17 protein-coding genes are annotated in these 18,452 nt (G+C 62.4%); 5 read left to right on the forward strand and 12 right to left on the reverse strand.

All coding sequences use genetic code 11. The features are described from left to right. Positions 1–190: 190 nt before the first annotated feature. Positions 191–1,354 (forward strand): acyl-CoA dehydrogenase family protein, encoded by a 1,164-nt coding sequence (locus IP79_RS06295; protein ID WP_054118435.1) that lies wholly within the window; start codon positions 191–193, stop codon positions 1,352–1,354. A gap of 366 nt (positions 1,355–1,720) precedes the next feature. Here IP79_RS06295 and IP79_RS06300 read toward each other — a convergent pair whose 3' ends face one another. Then, positions 1,721–4,294 carry a TonB-dependent receptor gene (locus IP79_RS06300; protein WP_233994105.1) on the reverse strand — a complete coding sequence of 858 codons (2,574 nt, stop codon included), beginning with the start codon at positions 4,292–4,294 and terminating at the stop codon, positions 1,721–1,723. A 216-nt stretch (positions 4,295–4,510) separates the two neighbouring features. Beyond that, positions 4,511–6,541 carry a TonB-dependent receptor plug domain-containing protein gene (locus tag IP79_RS06305; RefSeq protein WP_054118436.1) on the reverse strand — a complete coding sequence of 677 codons (2,031 nt, stop codon included), beginning with the start codon at positions 6,539–6,541 and terminating at the stop codon, positions 4,511–4,513. A gap of 127 nt (positions 6,542–6,668) precedes the next feature. Between IP79_RS06305 and IP79_RS06310 the strand changes: the two genes are divergently transcribed. The 4 genes from IP79_RS06310 to IP79_RS06325 all read left to right on the forward strand — a co-directional run bounded on the left by IP79_RS06310 (position 6,669) and on the right by IP79_RS06325 (position 11,043). Next, positions 6,669–8,177, forward strand: a complete 1,509-nt coding sequence (locus IP79_RS06310; protein ID WP_054118437.1) for a flavin-containing monooxygenase — start codon at positions 6,669–6,671, stop codon at positions 8,175–8,177. Positions 8,178–8,310: 133 nt separating this feature from the next. Then, complete coding sequence (locus tag IP79_RS06315) at positions 8,311–9,072, forward strand: competence/damage-inducible protein A (RefSeq protein WP_054118438.1); 762 nt, start codon at positions 8,311–8,313, stop codon at positions 9,070–9,072. Between the two features lie 68 nt (positions 9,073–9,140). Then, complete coding sequence (locus IP79_RS06320) at positions 9,141–10,121, forward strand: polysaccharide deacetylase family protein (protein ID WP_054118944.1); 981 nt, start codon at positions 9,141–9,143, stop codon at positions 10,119–10,121. A gap of 13 nt (positions 10,122–10,134) precedes the next feature. Continuing rightward, complete coding sequence (locus tag IP79_RS06325) at positions 10,135–11,043, forward strand: GNAT family N-acetyltransferase (protein WP_054118439.1); 909 nt, start codon at positions 10,135–10,137, stop codon at positions 11,041–11,043. On the opposite strand, the gene IP79_RS06330 is transcribed toward IP79_RS06325, so the two are convergent. The 10 genes from IP79_RS06330 to IP79_RS06365 form a co-directional block, all read right to left on the reverse strand. Then, entirely contained in the window at positions 11,002–11,361 is a 360-nt protein-coding gene (locus IP79_RS06330) for a hypothetical protein (protein WP_156318155.1), read from the reverse strand. The genes IP79_RS06325 and IP79_RS06330 overlap by 42 nt on opposite strands. A gap of 278 nt (positions 11,362–11,639) precedes the next feature. Next, positions 11,640–12,332, reverse strand: coding sequence for a 50S ribosomal protein L1 (gene rplA / locus IP79_RS06335; RefSeq protein ID WP_054118441.1), 693 nt, complete (start codon positions 12,330–12,332; stop codon positions 11,640–11,642). Between the two features lie 4 nt (positions 12,333–12,336). Continuing rightward, on the reverse strand, positions 12,337–12,768 hold the full coding sequence (gene rplK, locus IP79_RS06340; RefSeq protein WP_054118442.1) for a 50S ribosomal protein L11: 432 nt from the start codon (positions 12,766–12,768) through the stop codon (positions 12,337–12,339). A 157-nt stretch (positions 12,769–12,925) separates the two neighbouring features. Continuing rightward, entirely contained in the window at positions 12,926–13,102 is a 177-nt protein-coding gene (locus IP79_RS15660) for a hypothetical protein (RefSeq protein ID WP_197273760.1), read from the reverse strand. Between the two features lie 164 nt (positions 13,103–13,266). Beyond that, positions 13,267–13,803, reverse strand: coding sequence for a transcription termination/antitermination protein NusG (gene nusG, locus IP79_RS06345; RefSeq protein WP_054118443.1), 537 nt, complete (start codon positions 13,801–13,803; stop codon positions 13,267–13,269). A 53-nt stretch (positions 13,804–13,856) separates the two neighbouring features. Further along, on the reverse strand, positions 13,857–14,099 hold the full coding sequence (gene secE / locus IP79_RS06350) for a preprotein translocase subunit SecE (RefSeq protein ID WP_054118444.1): 243 nt from the start codon (positions 14,097–14,099) through the stop codon (positions 13,857–13,859). 180 nt (positions 14,100–14,279) lie between these two features. Next, complete coding sequence (locus IP79_RS15665) at positions 14,280–14,429, reverse strand: hypothetical protein (protein WP_197273761.1); 150 nt, start codon at positions 14,427–14,429, stop codon at positions 14,280–14,282. A gap of 327 nt (positions 14,430–14,756) precedes the next feature. After that, on the reverse strand, positions 14,757–16,946 hold the full coding sequence (locus tag IP79_RS06355) for a xanthine dehydrogenase family protein molybdopterin-binding subunit (protein ID WP_054118445.1): 2,190 nt from the start codon (positions 16,944–16,946) through the stop codon (positions 14,757–14,759). Then, positions 16,943–17,932 (reverse strand): FAD binding domain-containing protein, encoded by a 990-nt coding sequence (locus IP79_RS06360; protein WP_054118446.1) that lies wholly within the window; start codon positions 17,930–17,932, stop codon positions 16,943–16,945. Before IP79_RS06360 ends, IP79_RS06355 begins: the two co-directional genes overlap by 4 nt. Continuing rightward, positions 17,929–18,435, reverse strand: coding sequence for a 2Fe-2S iron-sulfur cluster-binding protein (locus tag IP79_RS06365; protein ID WP_082337055.1), 507 nt, complete (start codon positions 18,433–18,435; stop codon positions 17,929–17,931). The genes IP79_RS06360 and IP79_RS06365 overlap by 4 nt, the downstream gene beginning before the upstream one ends. Positions 18,436–18,452: the final 17 nt, after the last annotated feature.

An 18,452-nucleotide genomic window follows, 5' to 3' on the forward strand; every position in this document is an offset into this window, starting at 1 on the left:
CGTTTCCCCGTGGCAGGCGGGAAAATACCGGTGCCAGGTCGATCTTGATGCCGGTTAGACCCCCGCTTGATGCAGGCCAGGTCGATGTTTCACGTGGAAGCGAAGCTCTACGAAGTAGAATCATTGGCGCTGGCAGGGGCCCCGCCGGGATCGAGGCGCGCCAGACGTTTTGGGATCACAGGAGAGAGAAATGCCCGTCATTGATGTGCCGCAGCCAGCCTTCATGGAAGAAGAGGAAATCGCCATCTTCGCCGACGCGGTCGGCAAGTTCTATGCCCAGCACGCCCCGCAAAAGCGGGTCGAGAAATGGCGCGAGGACGGGATGGTCGAACGCGAATTCTGGCGCGAAGCGGGCGCAGCAGGGCTGCTTGGCGTGTCGGTGCCGACCGAATATGGCGGCCACGGCGGCGATTTCCGGCACGACATGGTGGTGATCGACCAGCAGGGCAAACACGGGGTCGACGGCTTCGGCGCAAGCCTGCACAACACGATCATCCTGCCCTATCTGGTGCGTCACGGCACCGAGGAGCAGAAGCAGAAATACCTGCCGCGCCTTGTCGCAGGCGACCTCGTCAGCGCGATCGCGATGAGCGAGCCTGATGCCGGGTCTGATCTGCAATCGATCAAGACCACCGCGCTGCAAGATGGCAACGGCTACCGCCTCAACGGCTCGAAAACGTGGATTTCCAACGGTCAACTGGCGGACTTCATCATCGTCGTCGCCAAGACCGATCCGGCGGAAGGTGCCAAGGGCATTTCGCTGCTGCTGCTCGAAACTGACGGCGCGGAAGGCTTTGCGCGCGGCAAGAAGCTCGACAAGATCGGGCTGGATGCGCAGGACACCAGCGAGCTGTTCTTCGATAACGTCTTCATTCCGGCGGACAATCTGCTCGGCGGGGTCGAGGGGCGCGGGTTCTACCAGCTGATGGGCGAACTGCCGCAGGAACGCCTGGTGATCGCGATGAACGCCATTTCGGGGATCGAAAAGGCGCTCGATGTGACGGTCGAATACGTCAAGAACCGCAAGGCTTTCGGCAAGACGATCTGGGATTTCCAGAACACCCAGTTCGTGCTGGCCGACCTCAAGGCGCGCGGCACGGCGGCGCGGGTGTTCGTCAATGATTGCATCGCCAAGCTGCTCGAAAGCAAGCTGGATGTCGCCACCGCCAGCATGGCGAAATACTGGGTCACCGAGCTGCAATCGGAAGTCGTCGACAAGTGCCTGCAATTCCACGGCGGCGCGGGCTACATCAATGATTACGCCATCGCCCGCATGTACCGCGACACCCGCATTGCGCGGATTTACGGCGGTTCGAACGAGATCATGAAGATGCTGATCGCGCGTTCTATGTGATGCGTGCCCGCCTCCGCGGGCACGTCCTCGGTGCGTTTCGATCCTTGCAGGATCGAGCACCTGCGGACGGCCGGTCGGCCTTGCGGTCGCTGGCGCGACCGTTCCGGAGTGAGGATTGAAATTGGAGAAGGCGGCCCCGCAACGGGCCGCCTTTTTCGTGCCTGCACCACACCTTGCCAAGTGGCGATGGAACGACGCCGCATGCGTCGCAAGCGCGACCGCGCGCCCGCAGGGGCCCGTAGCGTAGCGGAGGAACAGCCCCGACGACGAAGGCGCGGAGGCGCCTTCGCAAACAAGAAAAGGCAGCTCGCCTAAGCGAGCTGCCCCCTCTCCCGCTCCTTTTCGGAGCTAACTTGCGCTGCGCCCTTAGAACTTGGCGCGCAGTGTCACGCCGTACTGGCGCGGCGGCAGGGTGAAGGCCGAACGCGAGTTCGCCGCACCCGATCCGCGCAGCGTGGTGTTGAAGGTCACACCGCGCACCACTTCGTCGGTCAGGTTGTTGACCCAGCCTTCGATCGCATAGGCGCCATTGGCAAACTTCAAGCCCGCACGCAGGTTCACGAAAGCCTTGCCGTCCTGAATGTCGGCGATGATCGGCGGGGCTACGTCAATCGCTTGCTGCAGACCGCCGTTGGCTGCGATTTCAGCGGCACCCGGCAGGATGATCGCCTGGGTCGAAGTGCGCTGATCGCTCTCCATCCGGACCTGACCGGAGAAGAAGAACTCAGTCGAATCGCTGATCGGCTTTTCCCACAAGGCACCGATCAGACCCACAAAGTTCGGCGCATTGGTCAGGTCATTACCGCACAGCGACAGCACCTGCACCGACGTTTGCGTGCCTGCGCAATCATCAGGGTAGCTTGCTTCGAGCAAGGTGGCACCGAGGTTCAGGGTAAGTTCGTCATTGGGCCGGATCAGGCCTTCGACTTCGATCCCCTTGGTTTCAGCCTTGGGCACGTTGAAGGTGGCGAACGCCGTCCCGGTGAATTCGAGCACCTGGAAGTTGCTGAACTCTTCGTAGAACGCCGCCACGTTCAGCGTCACCGCGCCATTCGCGGTGCGCGCCTTTACGCCCACTTCGTAAGCATCGACCTCTTCCGAAAGGAAGGTCGGGTCTGCCCCGCCAACTGCTGCAGTGGTATCAAGGTTGATACCGCCAGCCTTGTAGCCGTGGGTGAAGCTGGCGTAGCTGTTCACAAACGGGCTGAATTCATAGCCGAGCTTGATCGTGTAGATCAGTTCCTCGTCATCGAAATCGGACTGGAAGGTGCGCACCAGCGGCAGCACGGCGGCTTGCGGCAGGTCGGCCGGTGCGGTGAAGCCGAAGCAACCCAATGCGACGAACGTGGGCGCCAGAGAGGCCGGTACCACTGCGGGCCTGCCGGCCGCCCCAATCGCACCCAGCGTAGCGGGGCATATTTGGTTGTTGACTGCCGGCTGCGTGAACCCGCCCGACTTTTCTTCCCACGAATAACGGGCGCCCAGTGTCAGCTCGAGACCCTGAGCCAGCTCGAGCGAGTTATGCGTGAAAATCGCGTAGCTCTTTGCATCCTGCTGGAAGCGGTTGGTGTTGCGCGTTCCGGCCGGATCCACTCCGGTGAAAAGAGTTAGCGGATTGGGCCCAAGCGCACCTGCAGTGGCAGGAAAAAGCAACGCGCCGACATTCTCGCCGTAGTCCTGACCCAGCGCAAAGCTGATCGACTGATCGAGCCTTTCGTCAGAATAGAACCCGCCGACCATGTAGTTCAGCTTGCCACCCATACTTTCGCCCTGAAGGCGCAGTTCGGCCGTCCAGGTATCGATCTCGAGGTTCAGGGCATCGACATTGAAGATATCGAGGCCGGTGAAGTCGGAATCGTAGGCTTCGAAGCTCTCATAATGGCGGTACGAGCCGATGAAGATCAGATCGGCACTGTCGGAAATCGGGAATTCCAGTTCGCCGGTCACACCGTAGTTGTCGACATCGGCGCGCGGGGCGAAGTTGGCCGACACAACACGGTTGTCCATCGCCCGTTCGAATGCGCCTTGATCATCGCGGCTGGTGGCGACCGATGGTTGACCATTTCCGCCGTTTGCGCCCAGGCCGACCGCAGCATAGGCGCCGCCAGTTACCAACGGTGACTGAAACAGTTCAATCGCCCCGCAGCAGCTGGCCTGACTATTGGAATAGTCAGCGATGATGCGTCCGCGTAGGCCGCTTTCGGTGTCCCAGCCCAGCTGGCCGCGCACCAGCCACTGATCGACATCATTGGTTTCGCCAATCTTGGCGCCTGTGCGGTCGACCACATCGAGGAAACCGTCACGCTGGCGATAGGCGCCGGTGAGACGCAGCGCGAGCGTGTCTTTCACAATCGGTGCGTTGATGGCGCCTTGCACGCTGACTTCATTGAAGTTGCCGTATCCGGCATTCACGAAGCCGCCGAATTCGGTGACATCAGGGCGAACATTGGTGACGTTGAGCGCGCCGGCAGAAGTGTTGCGCCCGAACAGCGTGCCCTGCGGGCCGCGCAGCACTTCGACCCGTTCGACATCGACAAATTCACCAAGCGCAACGCCGGGGCGTGACTGATAGGCGCCATCAATGAAGATACCGACCGCGCTTTCGAAGCCGATGTTGTTCGACGTCGTGCCGACGCCGCGAACGCGCAGCACCACGGAGCCGGATGCCAGCTGCGCCTGCGAGCTGCTGAAGCTGGGAGCAAGCGCGGTGACTTGCTGGATGTTGACCACACCCTGGTTATCGAGCTGCTGCGGCGAAATCGCCGTAACCGCCAGCGGAATGTCCTGCACGTCCTGCGCGCGGCGGGTGGCGGTCACGATGATGACATTGTCGCTCCGAACCTCGGGGCCGTCAGCTGTTTCATCCTGAGCGAATGCGGGGGCAGTCAATGCGCTGCAGGCCATCAGGCCGCAGGCGAAAGTTGCAAACTTGCGCGTCATATTTTCCCTCTCTCCACATGCCAGCCGGTCTTTGCGCCGGGCTTGGCGTTGCGGAGGGAAGCCTATCACCCTTGCGCCGCCTAACAAGGGTAACAGGGAAGTTCTCGGCGATAGTATCAAAAATGCAACATAGTGTGTTGCGGCGCAGCATGACTTCGCAGGCGCACTCTATTCAGCAACTATATTGCGCGCGCTTCTCTGATTAGCTGGAATTCATCAGAATCCGTAACGTAAACCCAGCCACACGGTGCGCGGCACGCCGAGATCGATTGACCCACCCTGATTGCGCGTCACGATCTCCGCCCCGGTCAGGTTCTCTGCGCGCAGCACCAACGACAATTTTTTTATCAGCGGAGCGGACAGGAATGCATCCAGTGTCGTCGCGGGGGCGAGCCGATCCATCTGCAGATCATCTTCGAACTGGGCCGAGACATGGCGCAGCGTTCCGGCGAGTTGCCAGCCGGGCGCGGGCTGCCAGCCGAGGGTCAGGCTGGTGGCGAATTGCGGTGTCTGTGCCGGGCGATTGCCATCAAGGCTGAGCGATGCGCCCTCCCCGCGCACCTCGGCGTCGGTCCAGGCCATTGATCCGTGGATGCTGACCGCGCCGAACCTGGCTGCCAGTTTGGCCTCGATCCCGCGCGCGGTGATTGCCGGCAGATTCTGCCGCTGGCGCAGGTTGGGGGCGATGGTCACATTGGCGATGGCGTTTTCAACCTCGTTGTCGAACGCCGTGACCGACAGCACCAGCGCATTGACCGGCTGCCAATCGAACCCGATCTCGAACCCTTCAAGCCGCTCGTTCTCCAGCGCCGCATTGGCCTGGGTTACCACCGGGAAGACCACGAAAGGCCGGTAGAGTTCATTCAGCGTGGGCAGGCGCAGCCCGGTGTAAGCCGCCGCGCGCAGATCGAGCCTGCGGGTGGCGTTGAGCGATGCGCCTGCACGCCAGCTCAGCGTCCAGTCGCTGCGGTCAGGCGCCACCAGCGTGCTGACCGGCACACCGGCAGCGGTCACGGCGTCAAAGAACCCCCCGGTGATGCTGGAACGGTCCGCGCGCAGTCCCCCGTTCACCAGCAGCGGGCCGATCTGCCAGTCATCCTCGACAAACAGGCCGAGGTTCGCAGTGGCCCCGCCTGCACGGCGGCGTTCGGTAATCAGGCCGGTAAAGGCGCTGATCGCTTCTTCCTGCAATTCTCCTTCCGCGCGGCGGTAATCGGCGCCGATGCGGATATCGTGGCCTTCCAGCAGCGGCGGCCGCAGTTCGAACTTGCCGCCGATCCCGGTCGACGGTGTGCGGCGCTGATCGAGTGCCGGGGTAAAGCGGGTGGAGCTGATCACAATGTTGGAAAAATCGCGCGTTTGCACATAGGCCAGCGCATCGAACGCCCACGCCCCGCGGCCGACAAAGCGGATCGAGGCTTCCTCGCCCTCGCTGGTGGAATCCGCGCCTTCAAAGCGCAGCGTGCGCGCATCGCGGAACGCGGCGACGCGGGCCTGCACTTCGACATCGTCGGTCAGCGGGGCAACCGCTCGCAGCGCGGCATTCCAGCTATCGAATGCGGCGCGGGCGGTGGCAGGCAGTCGCTGGTCTTCAGGCGTGGTGAAGAACCCCTGCCCCCGATCCCAGCGCCCGCTGGCGACGGCAAAGCCGCGCCCCAATCGCTGGGTCAGCACGCTTGAAAGCTCGGTTTCGGCCCGGTCATTGATTGCCGCGCTGCCAAGGAAACCTGCGGTTGCCCCCGGCTCGGCACTTTCCAGCTCGATCGTGCCAGCCAGCGCGCCCGCGCCGAACGGCCCCGAGCCGCCCCCGCGCGTGACGCGTATTTCGCCCAGCGTTTCGGGCGCGATAGCGGACAGCGGGATATAGCCGAAGAAGGGGTCGGCCAGCGGCACCCCGTCGAGCAGCACCAGCGCGCGGCTCGTCGCATTGCCGCCCAGCGCGCGGAGCGTTACGCCTTGCGCGCTCGAGTTCGATGAGCGGCTGTCCGAGCGGCGGAACTGCTGGAAGCCCGCAACCCCGCGCAGCACATCCTCGATCCGGCCAGAGGGGCTGGCGATGATGACCTCGCGATCCAGCGTGGTCGTGGCGTAAATGCCGGTCGACAGCGCCGGATCAAGCCCGCGCCCGGTGACGATGATCTCCCTGGCCCCGAACTCATCATCGACGACCTCATCGTCCTGCGCGGCAAGCGGGGCGGCAAAGGCAATAGCAAGCGAACAGGCGGACAGGCGCAGCAAGTTTCTCATGGGCCAGCGCCTAGCGCCTCGGCCGCAGCGCGTCACCCAAAACTCAGTTGCAGTTTGCTATTCAAGACTCGCTTTTGCGCGGGCCTTGTGATTACATCTGCCGCAACACGGGAGAGAGAGACCCACCATGCTTGCAACACCCCCAGATTTTGACGTTTTGATCGTCGGTGCCGGGATTTCCGGAATCGGGATGGCCGCGCATATGCACATGAAAGCGCCGCACCATTCCTACGCCATCGTCGAACGGCGCGACAATCTCGGCGGGACGTGGGATCTGTTCCGCTATCCCGGCATCCGTTCGGACAGCGACATGCACACGCTCGGCTTCGATTTCGAACCGTGGCGCCACGAAAAGAGCATCGCCGATGCGCCCGCGATCCTCGATTACCTCGACCGGATCGTGGATGAACGCGGCATCCGCCAGCACATCCGCTTCGGTCACAAAGTGATCAGCGCCGATTTCCGTCATGATGAGGCGCGCTGGCATGTGGAGATGGAGCTGGCCGATGGTTCGCGCACGCGGCTGACGGCGAACTTCATCTACCTCGGATCAGGCTATTACGATTACGACGAGGCGTACGATCCCGGCTTCGATTTCGGCGCGTTCGAGGGACAGGTGCTGCACCCGCAATTCTGGCCTGATGATTGCGATTACGCCGGCAAGAATATCGTCGTGATCGGTTCGGGTGCGACCGCAGTGACGATTGTGCCAGCGATGACAGACAAGGCCGCGCACGTCACCATGCTCCAGCGCACGCCGACATGGATGTTCACCCGCCCGGCCAAGGATGCGGTGGCCAATTTCCTGCGCAAGGTGCTGCCGGAAAAACTGGCCTATCGCCTGACGCGGTTCAAGAACATCAAGATGCAGGATTTCAGCTTCAAACTGGCGCGTGACAATCCGCAGAAGGTGAAAGACGCGCTCTACAAGAAGATCGAGGAAGCGCTTGGCCCGGATTACGACAAGGCGACCTTCACCCCGCCCTACAACCCGTGGGAACAGCGGCTGTGTCTGGTGCCCGACCAAGATCTGTTCACTGCAATGAAGGCGGGCAAGGCCGATATCGTCACCGGCCAGATCGCTAAATTCGAACAGGGCGGCGTGCGGTTGGCCGATGGGCAGTTTCTGCCTGCCGACATCGTGGTGACAGCGACGGGGCTGAAACTGGCTGTGGCAGGCAAGATTGCCATCAGCGTCGATGGCGAACCGGTCGCCTTCAACCAGCGGTTCTACTACAAGGGCTGCATGTTCTCGAACCTGCCCAACTTGGCGGTGGTGTTCGGATACTTGAACGCCAGCTGGACGTTGCGCGCCGATATCAACTCCGATTACGTCTGCCGCGTGCTCGAACAGATGCGCAAGACAGGCAGCACCATCGCCACCCCTGTGATGACCCCCGAAGGCGAAGCCGCAATTGTCGAGGACGACGTGTTCGATTTCTCGTCCGGCTATATTCAGCGCGGCAAGCACATCATGCCGCGCAATTCGGTGGCTTATCCGTGGCGGCTCAATCAGGAATATGTGCTGGATCGCAAGCGGATGAAGGATGACCCGTTGGCCGATGGGATCCTGACCTTCTCCAAGCCCGGTGCCAATGCGCGTGGAGCCGAGGAGCAATTGGAAGCCGCAGAATAGGGCGCCACCAAACGCCGTTCATGTCGAGCGTAGTCGAGACACCTGCGCGGTGGCCTCTCGACTACGCTCGAGGCGAACGGTTTGGGTGACGAAAGACTTTTGCTGACTGCCATTCTCCCCTAACCCTCACCCCATGACCTCTCCCGAAAAAATCTGGACTGCCGGCCTCATCGTCATCGGTGACGAGATCCTGTCCGGCCGCACCCATGACAAGAACATCGCGCAGGTGGCCAGCTGGCTGCAGGTGCAGGGCATCCGCCTTGCTGAAGTGCGCGTGGTTCCCGATGTCGAAAGCCGTATCGTCGCAGCAGTGAACGATTTGAGCGCTGCCTATGATTACCTGTTCACCACGGGCGGGATTGGCCCCACCCATGATGACATCACGGTGGACGCAGTGGCTGCCGCGCTCGGCGTGCCGGTGGTGATCCATCCCGAAGCCCGCGCATTGCTGGAACGCTATTACGAAACCCGCGGCGGGCTGAACGAAGGTCGGTTGCGCATGGCCCGCGTGCCCGAAGGGTCGCAGCTCATCCCCAATCGCATGTCGGGTGCGCCCGGCATCCGCCGCGGCAACCTGTTCCTGATGGCGGGCGTGCCGCACATCACGGCCGGAATGCTCGATGCGCTCACTGGCCAGTTGGAAGGCGGCGCGCCGCTCTTGTCTGAAACCATTGGCTGCTGGGTTGCCGAAAGCGAAGTTGCCGCATTGCTGCGCCAGACCGAAGCCGCGCATGAAGCCTGCCAGATCGGTTCCTATCCGTTTTTCCGTGAAGGCCGGGTTGGCGCCAATTTCGTGATCCGGTCGACCAGCGCGGATGCTCTTACAGCCTGCGCTGAAAGCCTGTGCAAAGGCCTCGCCACTCAGGGTCACGCCTTTACCCCCGGCGGTATCTGACCGCACTCCGGTGAGGCGAAGGTAACATCATCACCTCGCTTTAACCCTTTCCGGTTATGGCCATAATCATGCCGACACGGGTCTTCATCACCATCGATACCGAGTATTCCTCGGGGCTCTACACCGGGCCGGGACTGGCTGACCGGGCAGAAAATTTCGCCCGGTCGATCGCCTGCGTCACACCGGAAGGGCCGGCGGGGATTACCCACAAGCTCGCGTTGCTCGAACTTTACGGGCAAAAAGCGGTGTTTTTCGTCGATCCCATGCCCGCGCTGGTGTGGGGCGTTGCCGCAATCGAGGATGTAGTGGGCCCGATCATCGCTGCGGGGCAGGACGTGCAATTGCATTGTCATACCGAATGGCTCGCACTGGCGGGCGGGGCCAATCCGCTGTCATCGGGACGCACCGGCCGTAACATGGCCGATTTCCCGTTCGAAGATCAGTGCGAACTGCTCGATTACGCGCGCACCACACTGATCGCGGCGGGCGCGCCCGCGCCAGTGGCATTCCGCGCAGGCAATTACGGCGCGAATGATGATACGCTGCGCGCGCTTGCGGCGGTCGGCATGGACTACGATACGAGCTTCTGTCCGGCGATACCCGATGCTGATTGCCGGATCGGCCTTGGCCCCCACCACCTTGATCCCGTGGGACACATGGGGGTGATCGAAGTGCCCATCGGCTCAATCGGAACACTGGGCGGCGGGCAAAGACACGCCCAGATCACCGCGCTGACGCTGGCCGAAATGCTCGCCGCGATCCGGCATGCGTGCGATTGCGAGCGCAGCAGCTTTACACTGGTGAGCCATTCCTTCGAACTCATCAACCGGCGCAAGCTGGCGGTGAACCACATCGTGCGTCGCCGTTTCATCGGACTGGTCAAGTCGCTGGCTTCGATGCGCAAGGTGGAGACCGCGAACTACAAGGACAATCCGCCAGGCTTGCGGATGATCACCAAGGATGACCCGTTGCTGCCCGCCAATCCGGTGCGTACGGGGATGCGGCTGGCCGAACAATTCGTATCCAACGCGCTTTACGGCGCGCGCTAGAGCGGGCCCCGCCATGGCTGCCGCCCAAACCATCAGCATCGATTTTACCCTCGGCTCTCGCCGCCTGCTGAGCGTGCCGCGGCAGCTGGCAAACTGGGCCTTCACGCTGGAAGATGTGCTCGCCGGCACTCCGCCCGAAGCGCCGCCCAGCGGCCCCGACGGATTGCGCGTACTGTCTGCCCCGACCGCCAGCCTGCCTTACGTTGCGGCGCATTTTCCCGGCTATGTCGCGGGCGGACGGCAGGATTACCGGCGCCATTATATCGACATGGGGCAGGGCTTTTCCGAATACATGGCGGGGTTTTCAGGCAAGACCCGTTCAACCCTGCGGCGCAAGGCAAGGAAGCTGGCGGACGAGGCAGGCGGTTACACCGTCAGCGAACATCGCACTCCTGCCGAGATCGACGTCTTCCTCGCGGCGGCCCTGCCCCTTTCGGCCAAGACCTATCAGGCCCGGCTGCTCGATGCCGGATTGCCAGACACTCCCGAGGCTCGCCAGATCATGCTGGCGGCTGCTGAGGCGGACCGGATGCGCTGCTTCCTGCTCCATGCTGGGGGCGAGGCGGTGGCCTATCTGGCTTTGCCAGTGACAGGGCAGACACTGGTCTATGCCCATCTCGGTTACGACCCGGCATGGGCGCGGCTTTCACCCGGCACTGTGTTGCAGATGGACGCGCTGGAACGGTTGTTTGATGAGGCGCGCTATCGCTGGTTCGATTTCACCGAAGGCGACGGTGCGCACAAGGAAATGTTCGGCACCGGCCATGCCGCCTGTTCCAGCCTTGTCCTGCTGAAGCCGACGCTGGGTAACCGCACCTTGCTGGGCGCGCGCGCCGGGTTTGATGCAGGCGCAGCGCAAGCCAAGGCCTTGGCGCAGCGATCAGGGGCGCTGGGGCGAATTCGGTCCCTGCTGCGGGCCTGACGGCATCACCGCAGCGACCGGGGCGGGAACTGGCAACGGAGCAACCCGGGCCATCTGCGCGGCCGCCAACCGGCGATTGCTCGCCTGCTGACGCACCCGTTCCACCAGCACGCTGCGTCCGGACTCCGCCGCGTTGTGCGGGGCATAGCGCAAGGCGAGATACAGCCAAACGAATCCGGCAGCGGCAAGCAGTGCGCCCGCTGCCAAACCAAGCCGGACATCATAGGTAATGATCAGCCCGAACACGACCAGCGCAAAACCGGCCACGAACCACTTGGGGTCAAGCCACGAGCTTCCATCTTGAGACGAAGCGGGCATCACAGAACCTCTTTCCGGACAACGCAGCGGGGCGGGGAGAGAGGCGCTGCACCTTATCGATACGAAATGGTGCAGCCGGGGCCGATCACAAGGGGGGCGAATGACTTAGACAACAAAGCAAAGGGGCCGAAAGCAGATGCTCCCGACCCCTTTGTTTCTTTGGTTTCCAACCGCCGAGCCCGAAGGGCTCGCAAGTCCGACCGGGCGCCCGCAGCGATGGAGCCTTCAGGCTCCGTGAGCGAGGAAAGGCGAGCGCGGACGCGGTCGCCTCGCCAAAATCACGCCCCTTCGACTTCCGAAAGGTCGACCTTCAGGCCCGGGCCCATCGACGAGGTCACTGTGACCTTGCGGACGTACTTGCCCTTGGCGCCTGCGGGCTTCGACTTCACGACGGCTTCGGTCAGCGCCTTGAAGTTGGCCTTCAGCGCGTCGTCCGAAAAGCTGAGCTTGCCGATGCCTGAGTGGATGATACCCTGCTTTTCGACGCGGTATTCGACCTGGCCGCTCTTGGCGTCCTTGACCGCTTGCGCGACGTTGGGGGTGACGGTGCCGAGCTTGGGGTTCGGCATCAGGCCCTTGGGGCCGAGCGTCTTGCCCAACCGGCCGACCACACCCATCATGTCGGGCGAGGCGATGACGCGGTCGTAATCGAGATTACCGGCCATCATGTCTTCCATCAGGTCTTCCGCGCCAACCTTGTCGGCACCGGCGGCCAGCGCCTTTTCGGCGTTGTCGCCGCGGGCGAAAACGGCCACGCGCACGTCCTTGCCGGTGCCCGAAGGCAGCGACACCATGCCGCGCACCATCTGATCGGCGTGACGCGGATCGACGCCGAGGTTCATAGCCACTTCGACGGTTTCGTCGAACTTGGTCTTGTGCTGACGCAGCACGGTCAGCGCTTCATCGACGGTGTAGAGCTTTTCGCGGTCGAGCGAAGCCAGCACCTTGGCCTTCTTGGTGATCTTGGTCATGTTTTTAGCCCTCCACCACTTCGAGGCCCATCGAACGGGCAGAACCCGCGATGATCTTCATGGCCTGATCAATATCGTTCGCGTTGAGATCGACCATCTTGGCTTCTGCGATTTCGCGGATCTGCGAGCTCTTGATGGTGCCAGCCGAAATCTTGCCCGGCTCCTTCGAGCCCGACTTCAGGTTGGCGGCCTTCTTGATGAAGTAGGTCGCCGGTGCGGTCTTGGTCACGAAAGTGAACGAGCGATCCGCATAGACCGTGATCACGGTCGGGATCGGCATGCCCTTTTCCATTTCCTGCGTCGACGCATTGAACGCCTTGCAGAATTCCATGATGTTCACGCCGCGCTGACCCAGCGCCGGACCGATCGGCGGCGAAGGGGTGGCAGAGCCCGCGGGCACCTGCAGCTTGATGTAGCCTTCAATTTTCTTGGCCATGTGGCCTTACTCCTGTCGCACTGTTGCCGCGCTGTTTCCATCGCGGCTCATGTTAAGCGGTCAAACGCCCCGGCTGCGTGCACAGCGGCGGCTCCCGCACGGAATCACTGCCCTGAAGGCAGCGAAGGCGCGCGCATAGGCGGCACGGGTTACGAAATCAACCGAAACCGCGCGGCGGACGCAGCCCCTTGGTGCGGCTGGTGAGATGGAATTGCTTACAAAGCGCGCATTTGTAAGTGCGCAAGGCAACGTCGGCCCGCAAAGCTGCCGCGTCGGCTTCTTCGCGCGAGCCATAGCGGCGCTTGCGCTGACAGATACCGGGGCGGGTTTTCATGACCTAAAATCGCAAGCGCTGGGTCGGCCTCGAAGAGGGCGCAAGGGCGGAGTCGAAGCCGAAGGCGCAGACGTGCAAAGCACACCTGCAAGGCCGCCCGCAGGCGCCCGCGCGAAGCGCGGAACAGCGCCGAGGACGCTCGCCCGGAGGGGCGAGCGCAAAACTCACTTCGCCAGTTCGACGTGCTCGAAATCGAGCTCCACCGGCGTTCCGCGACCGAAGATCGAAACCGAAACCTTGACCTTGGCCTTGTCGAAATCGAGTTCTTCCACAATCCCGTTGAAGCTGGCGAACGGGCCTTCCAGAACCTTGACCGAATCGCCGATTTCGTAATCGACGCTGATCTCGCGCTTGGGTTCGGCCTGTGCTGCGGCAACGCCGCCGAAATAGCGCGAGGCTTCCTTTTCGGAGATCGGCTGCGGCTTGTTCATCGTTCCGAGGAAGCCGGTCACCTTGGGGGTGTTCTTCACAAGGTGATAGACATCATCGGTCAGATTCAGCTTGGCCAGCACGTAGCCGGGCATGAACTTGCGTTCGACCTGCACCTTCTTGCCACGCTTCACCTCGGTGATGGTTTCGGTGGGAACCTGCACTTCCTCGACGCCTTCGGACAGGCCAAGCCGTTCGGCTTCGGAAATGATCGCGTCGCGCACCTTGTTCTCGAAACCGGAATAAGCGTGGATGATGTACCAGCGAGCCATGAAGTGTCCTTGGAATTGGGGTCTGACGGGCAGAAGGTTGCGGCCAGGCGGCCTTATTGCAGCAGGCCGATCGCGGCACGCACGATTGCGCCAAACGCGCTGTCGATGGCGAAGAAGAACAGCGACAGAATGATCATGAAAATGAACACGAAGATCGACGTGCGGATCGTCTCTTCACGAGTCGGCCACACGATCTTGCTGGTTTCGGTGCGCACCTGATTGGCGAATTCGCCGACCGAGGTCTTGCGCTTCTTTTCTTCGGCTCCGCCTTTGGCGGGGGTGTTCTGTTCGGCCATGATAGCCCGTTTCCTTCGCGTAATGCCTGCGCCTTCGCCGACCGGCTTTCAGGTAGGGGGCCGCGCCGCCCGGGACAAGGTCGCCGGAGGGGCTGGATACACTACCAATGTCGGAAAAGACGTCGGCTCCTTACGCCGGGCAGCGGACAATTGCAAGAATGCTTGGGCAGATTGCGCGGCTCAGCGCAAGCTGAACAGGCGCTCCAGCAATCCGGGCTGCTGCATCGGCACCAGCGGGCCATGAATTGCACGGCCGCGCGCAGGATCACGCGTGGGGCGCGGGCTGACCCATTGATCGGGGCGCGAGGAACGAAAGGTGTAGGCACTCATCTTCGTATCTCCTGTGCGTTGATGAACTCGTTTCATCGACAGGAATACACGTTTCGCCTTGCGACGGGATGAACAAAGGTTCGCGGGAAAGCCCCGCCAACGCTGCAATCGGCATTTCTTCTGGATAATCTGCCATCATTGCCCGCGCCCCCATCCTAAACACAGCCGCACCAGCAAAGCATTTGATTCAAATTGACATTACCGCGCATTTGATCCCGGACTTGCGGTCTCATAGCATTAATCGTTGAGCGAGCGCCCCCCTTGGAGACGCAGCTTGCCTCGCGTCTCCCCATGGCGGATTCGCGCCCCGCGGCGGCTGTTCGGCTGTCAATCAGGCATGGCAGCAATCACACGGTCTGGCGTCATCGGGAAGTCCAGAACACGCGCGCCGCTGGCATTGTAGATGGCATTGCCGATCGCCGCTGCACCGCCGCACATCCCTAGTTCGCCGATGCCTTTGGCCTGAATCGGGCTTGCGGCCGCGTCGCGTTCTTCGACAAGGATGACATCGAGGTCAGGCACATCGCGGTTCACCGGCACGTGGTATTCGGCCAGATCGCCATTGACCAAGTGACCATCGCGCGGATCGAATTCGAGTGCTTCGGTCAGGGCCGTGCCAATGCTCCATGTGATACCGCCAAGACATTGCGAGCGTGCGGTCTTGCGGTTGAGAACCCGGCCGAAGCCGAACGCGCCCAGCATCCGGTCAACCCGCGTTTCGCCGGTAAACGCATTGACCCGCACCTGCGCAAAGAAAGCGCCGAAGCCCGATGCAGTGAAATCCTCCGAGATCGCGCCGGGTTCGTAATGGCCTACGCGCGCCAGATCCTCGCCCCGCAGAAGTTCGGTAAGCTGCGTGCCGGACGATGTCGCGCCATTGCGCAGTGCCAGATCGGGCTCGTCGATATCGAGGCGCTTTGCCAATTCCTCGCGGATCGCCTTGCACGCGACATAGAGAGCCGACCCGATCGAAGGCGCCCCCCAGCTGCCGCCAGAGCCCGGCCCGCGCGGATGCCGGCTGTCGCCAAGGTCAACAAGAACACGGTCAGGCGCGAGACCCAGCATTTCGCCCACAATTTGCGCAGCGATGGTGTACGTGCCGGTGCCGATATCCGTCATGTCGGTTTCGACCACCGCCGTGCCATCGGCCTTCAGTGTGACGCGGGCCTTGGCTTCCATGACGTTATGAACGCGCGCCGCGCTCGCCATGCCGGTGCCGATCCACCATTCGCCCTTGCGCGTTTGGCGCGGTTTGCGCAGGCCATGATCCCAACCGAACGCCTTTGCGGCCTGGGTGAGGCAGTCGGCCAGCGTATGGCTGGAGAAGGGGAGCCCTTTTTCCGGGTCCTTTTCGGGAATGTTCATCAGCCGCAACTTGACCGGGTCGATACCGGCCGCCTCGGCGAGCATATCCATCGCGCATTCCAGTGCGGGCATCCCCACCGCCTCACCGGGCGCGCGAACCGATCCGGCCGTCATTCGGTGGATCCGGGCTAATTCCAGCTTCAGCTCCCGATTGGCGCCGGCATAAAGGAAATGCGAGGATTGCAGCACGGGCTCGGCAAACTCTTCCCCCGGAAGGTTGGACACCAGCGCATGATGTCCGAATCCAGTCAGCTTCCCCGCAGCATCGACGCACAGGCGAAGGCGCTGGGTGCTTTCAGAGCGGCGCATGATTGCCTGGAACACGTGCTGGCGGGTCATCACGACCCTGACCGGGCGCCCGATTTCTTGCGCCGCAATCGCGGCTGCAACCACTTCCTCGCTGATACCCAATTTTGATCCGAACCCGCCGCCGACATAGCGCGCGATCAGGCGGATGCGCTGCTCGGGAATGCCCAGCGCATCGGCCAGTTCGGTGATGTTGTAGTTGAGCATCTGGAGCGATGCGTGGACGGTCAGATCATCGCCGTTCCAACTGGCGATGGCGGCGTGAGGCTCCATCGCAGCCGAGGCATGGCCTTTGGTCGTGAACGTCACATCGACCGCATGGGCCGCTGCGCTCATGGCGGCGTCGAGGTCGCCTTGGCTGACCGTCTCTTCGGTCTGCTCCTCGGGCTTGACGGCTTCAGGGTCGACCGGCGCGTCCACCTCTTCGCCGTAGTCGACGACGAGATGTTTTGCGGCATGGCGCGCCTGTTCAAAGGTTTCGGCCACCACCAGAGCGATGGGCTGACCCCAGTAGCACACCCGCGCTGGATCCTGCTGCGGGGCCTCATCTGCGGTGCCCTGCGCGGCCCTGGTCGTGAGGCGCGGATCGTCGATCACGGCGATAACCCCGGGAAGCGCGAGCGCGGCTTTCTTGTCGATCGCGTTGACGACACCCCGGGTAATCGTGGCAGTTGCCAACACGCCTTCGGCGCAGTTATCGGCCGAATACTCGGCTGCGTATAGCGCCGTTCCCGTTACCTTGGCCAACCCGTCGATGCGGGACATGGCAGTCCCCAGCACGCCTTGCTTCATGCCGTCGAGCCGATTGGCCGTATCCGGGTTGTCCTGCTTTTCGTGGACGATCATGATGATGCTCCGGTCACTTCCTCAAGAACTGCACGAAGCGTCCGCCGCGCCAAAGGGATCTTGAAATCGTTTTCGCCGTAACCTTGCGCAGTTTCCAGCAACAGGTCGGCCGCCTTGTCGAACAAGGCCGCAGAAGGCGCTTCGCCCACCAGTAGATCGCCGATGCGCGGATCGTGCCAAGGCTTGTGCGCAAGCCCGCCGAACGCCAAATCGGCGCGGGCAATCTTGCCCTGATCGTCCATTGCAACAATGGCCGCTACCGAAACGAGCGCAAAAGCATAAGATGATCGTTCTCGCACCTTGCGATAAGTCTGCAGCCCGCCAACGGGCGCAGGCAGCGTGACCGCGGTGATGATGTCGCCCTCTTCGAGCACGTTCTCGCGCCACGGCGTATCGCCGGGCAGGCAATGGAAATCGGCGACGGGCACACTGCGCGCATGCCCGTCAGCCCCAACAATCTCGACAACGCCGCCAAGCGCGGTCATGGCCACGGCCATGTCGCCGGGATAGGTCGCGATGCAATGTTCGCTCGTGCCGAGCACGGCATGGAGCTTGGCGATGCCGCCGATTGCGCCGCAGCCGCTGCCCGGATCGCGCTTATTGCAGGGCTGGTCGGCATTGGTGAAATAGAAGCAACGGGTGCGCTGACACAGATTGCCGCCGGTGGTGGCCTTGTTGCGCAGCTGTTGCGTCGCGCCGGCAAGAATGGCGCGGGCCAATAGCGGGTAATCCTTGCGGACCCGCTGATGCACTGCGGTCTGTGTGTTCGTCACCAGCGCACCGATGAATAGCCCACCGTCCGGCGTATCGGCGATGGTCGCAAGATCAAGGCGGCTGATGTCGCACACGGCGGAGGGCGTTTCGACCTGCAATTTCATCAGATCGAGCAAATTGGTGCCGCCAGCAATAGCCTTGGCGGACGTTTCAGCCAACCGGCGGCCCGCCTCTTCCAGCGATACTGGGCGAATGTAATCGAAGGCCCTCATGTCCGCTGCTCCGCCACGTCGCGAATGGCCGCGACGATATTGGCATAAGCGCCGCATCGGCACAGATTTCCGCTCATGCGTTCCCTGATTTCCTCGTCGGACAAGGTGAGCGTGCCGACCAGATCGCCGCTTGCATCGCTGGGCCAATTCGACGCGATTTCATCCAGCAGCGCGGTGGCCGAACAAATCTGGCCCGGCGTGCAATAGCCGCATTGGAACCCGTCGTGCTCCAGAAAAGCCTGCTGAAGCGGCGAAGGCGCATCAGGCGTTCCAAGGCCTTCGATAGTAGTAACCTCGTCGTCTTCGTGCATCGCTGCAAGGGTAAGGCAACTATTGATACGGATTCCGTTGACGATGACGGTGCAGGCACCGCACTGGCCGTGATCGCAGCCTTTCTTGGTGCCCGTGAGCCTCAAACCGTCTCGCAGGAAATCCAGCAATGAGACCCGCGGATCATTGGGGAGCGGATGAGCGGCGCCGTTCACGGATATTGATCGGGTCACGTGGGTCTCCTTTCCGC

This window comes from Porphyrobacter sp. AAP60 (genome assembly GCF_001296025.1).
Classification (GTDB): Bacteria; Pseudomonadota; Alphaproteobacteria; order Sphingomonadales; family Sphingomonadaceae; genus Erythrobacter.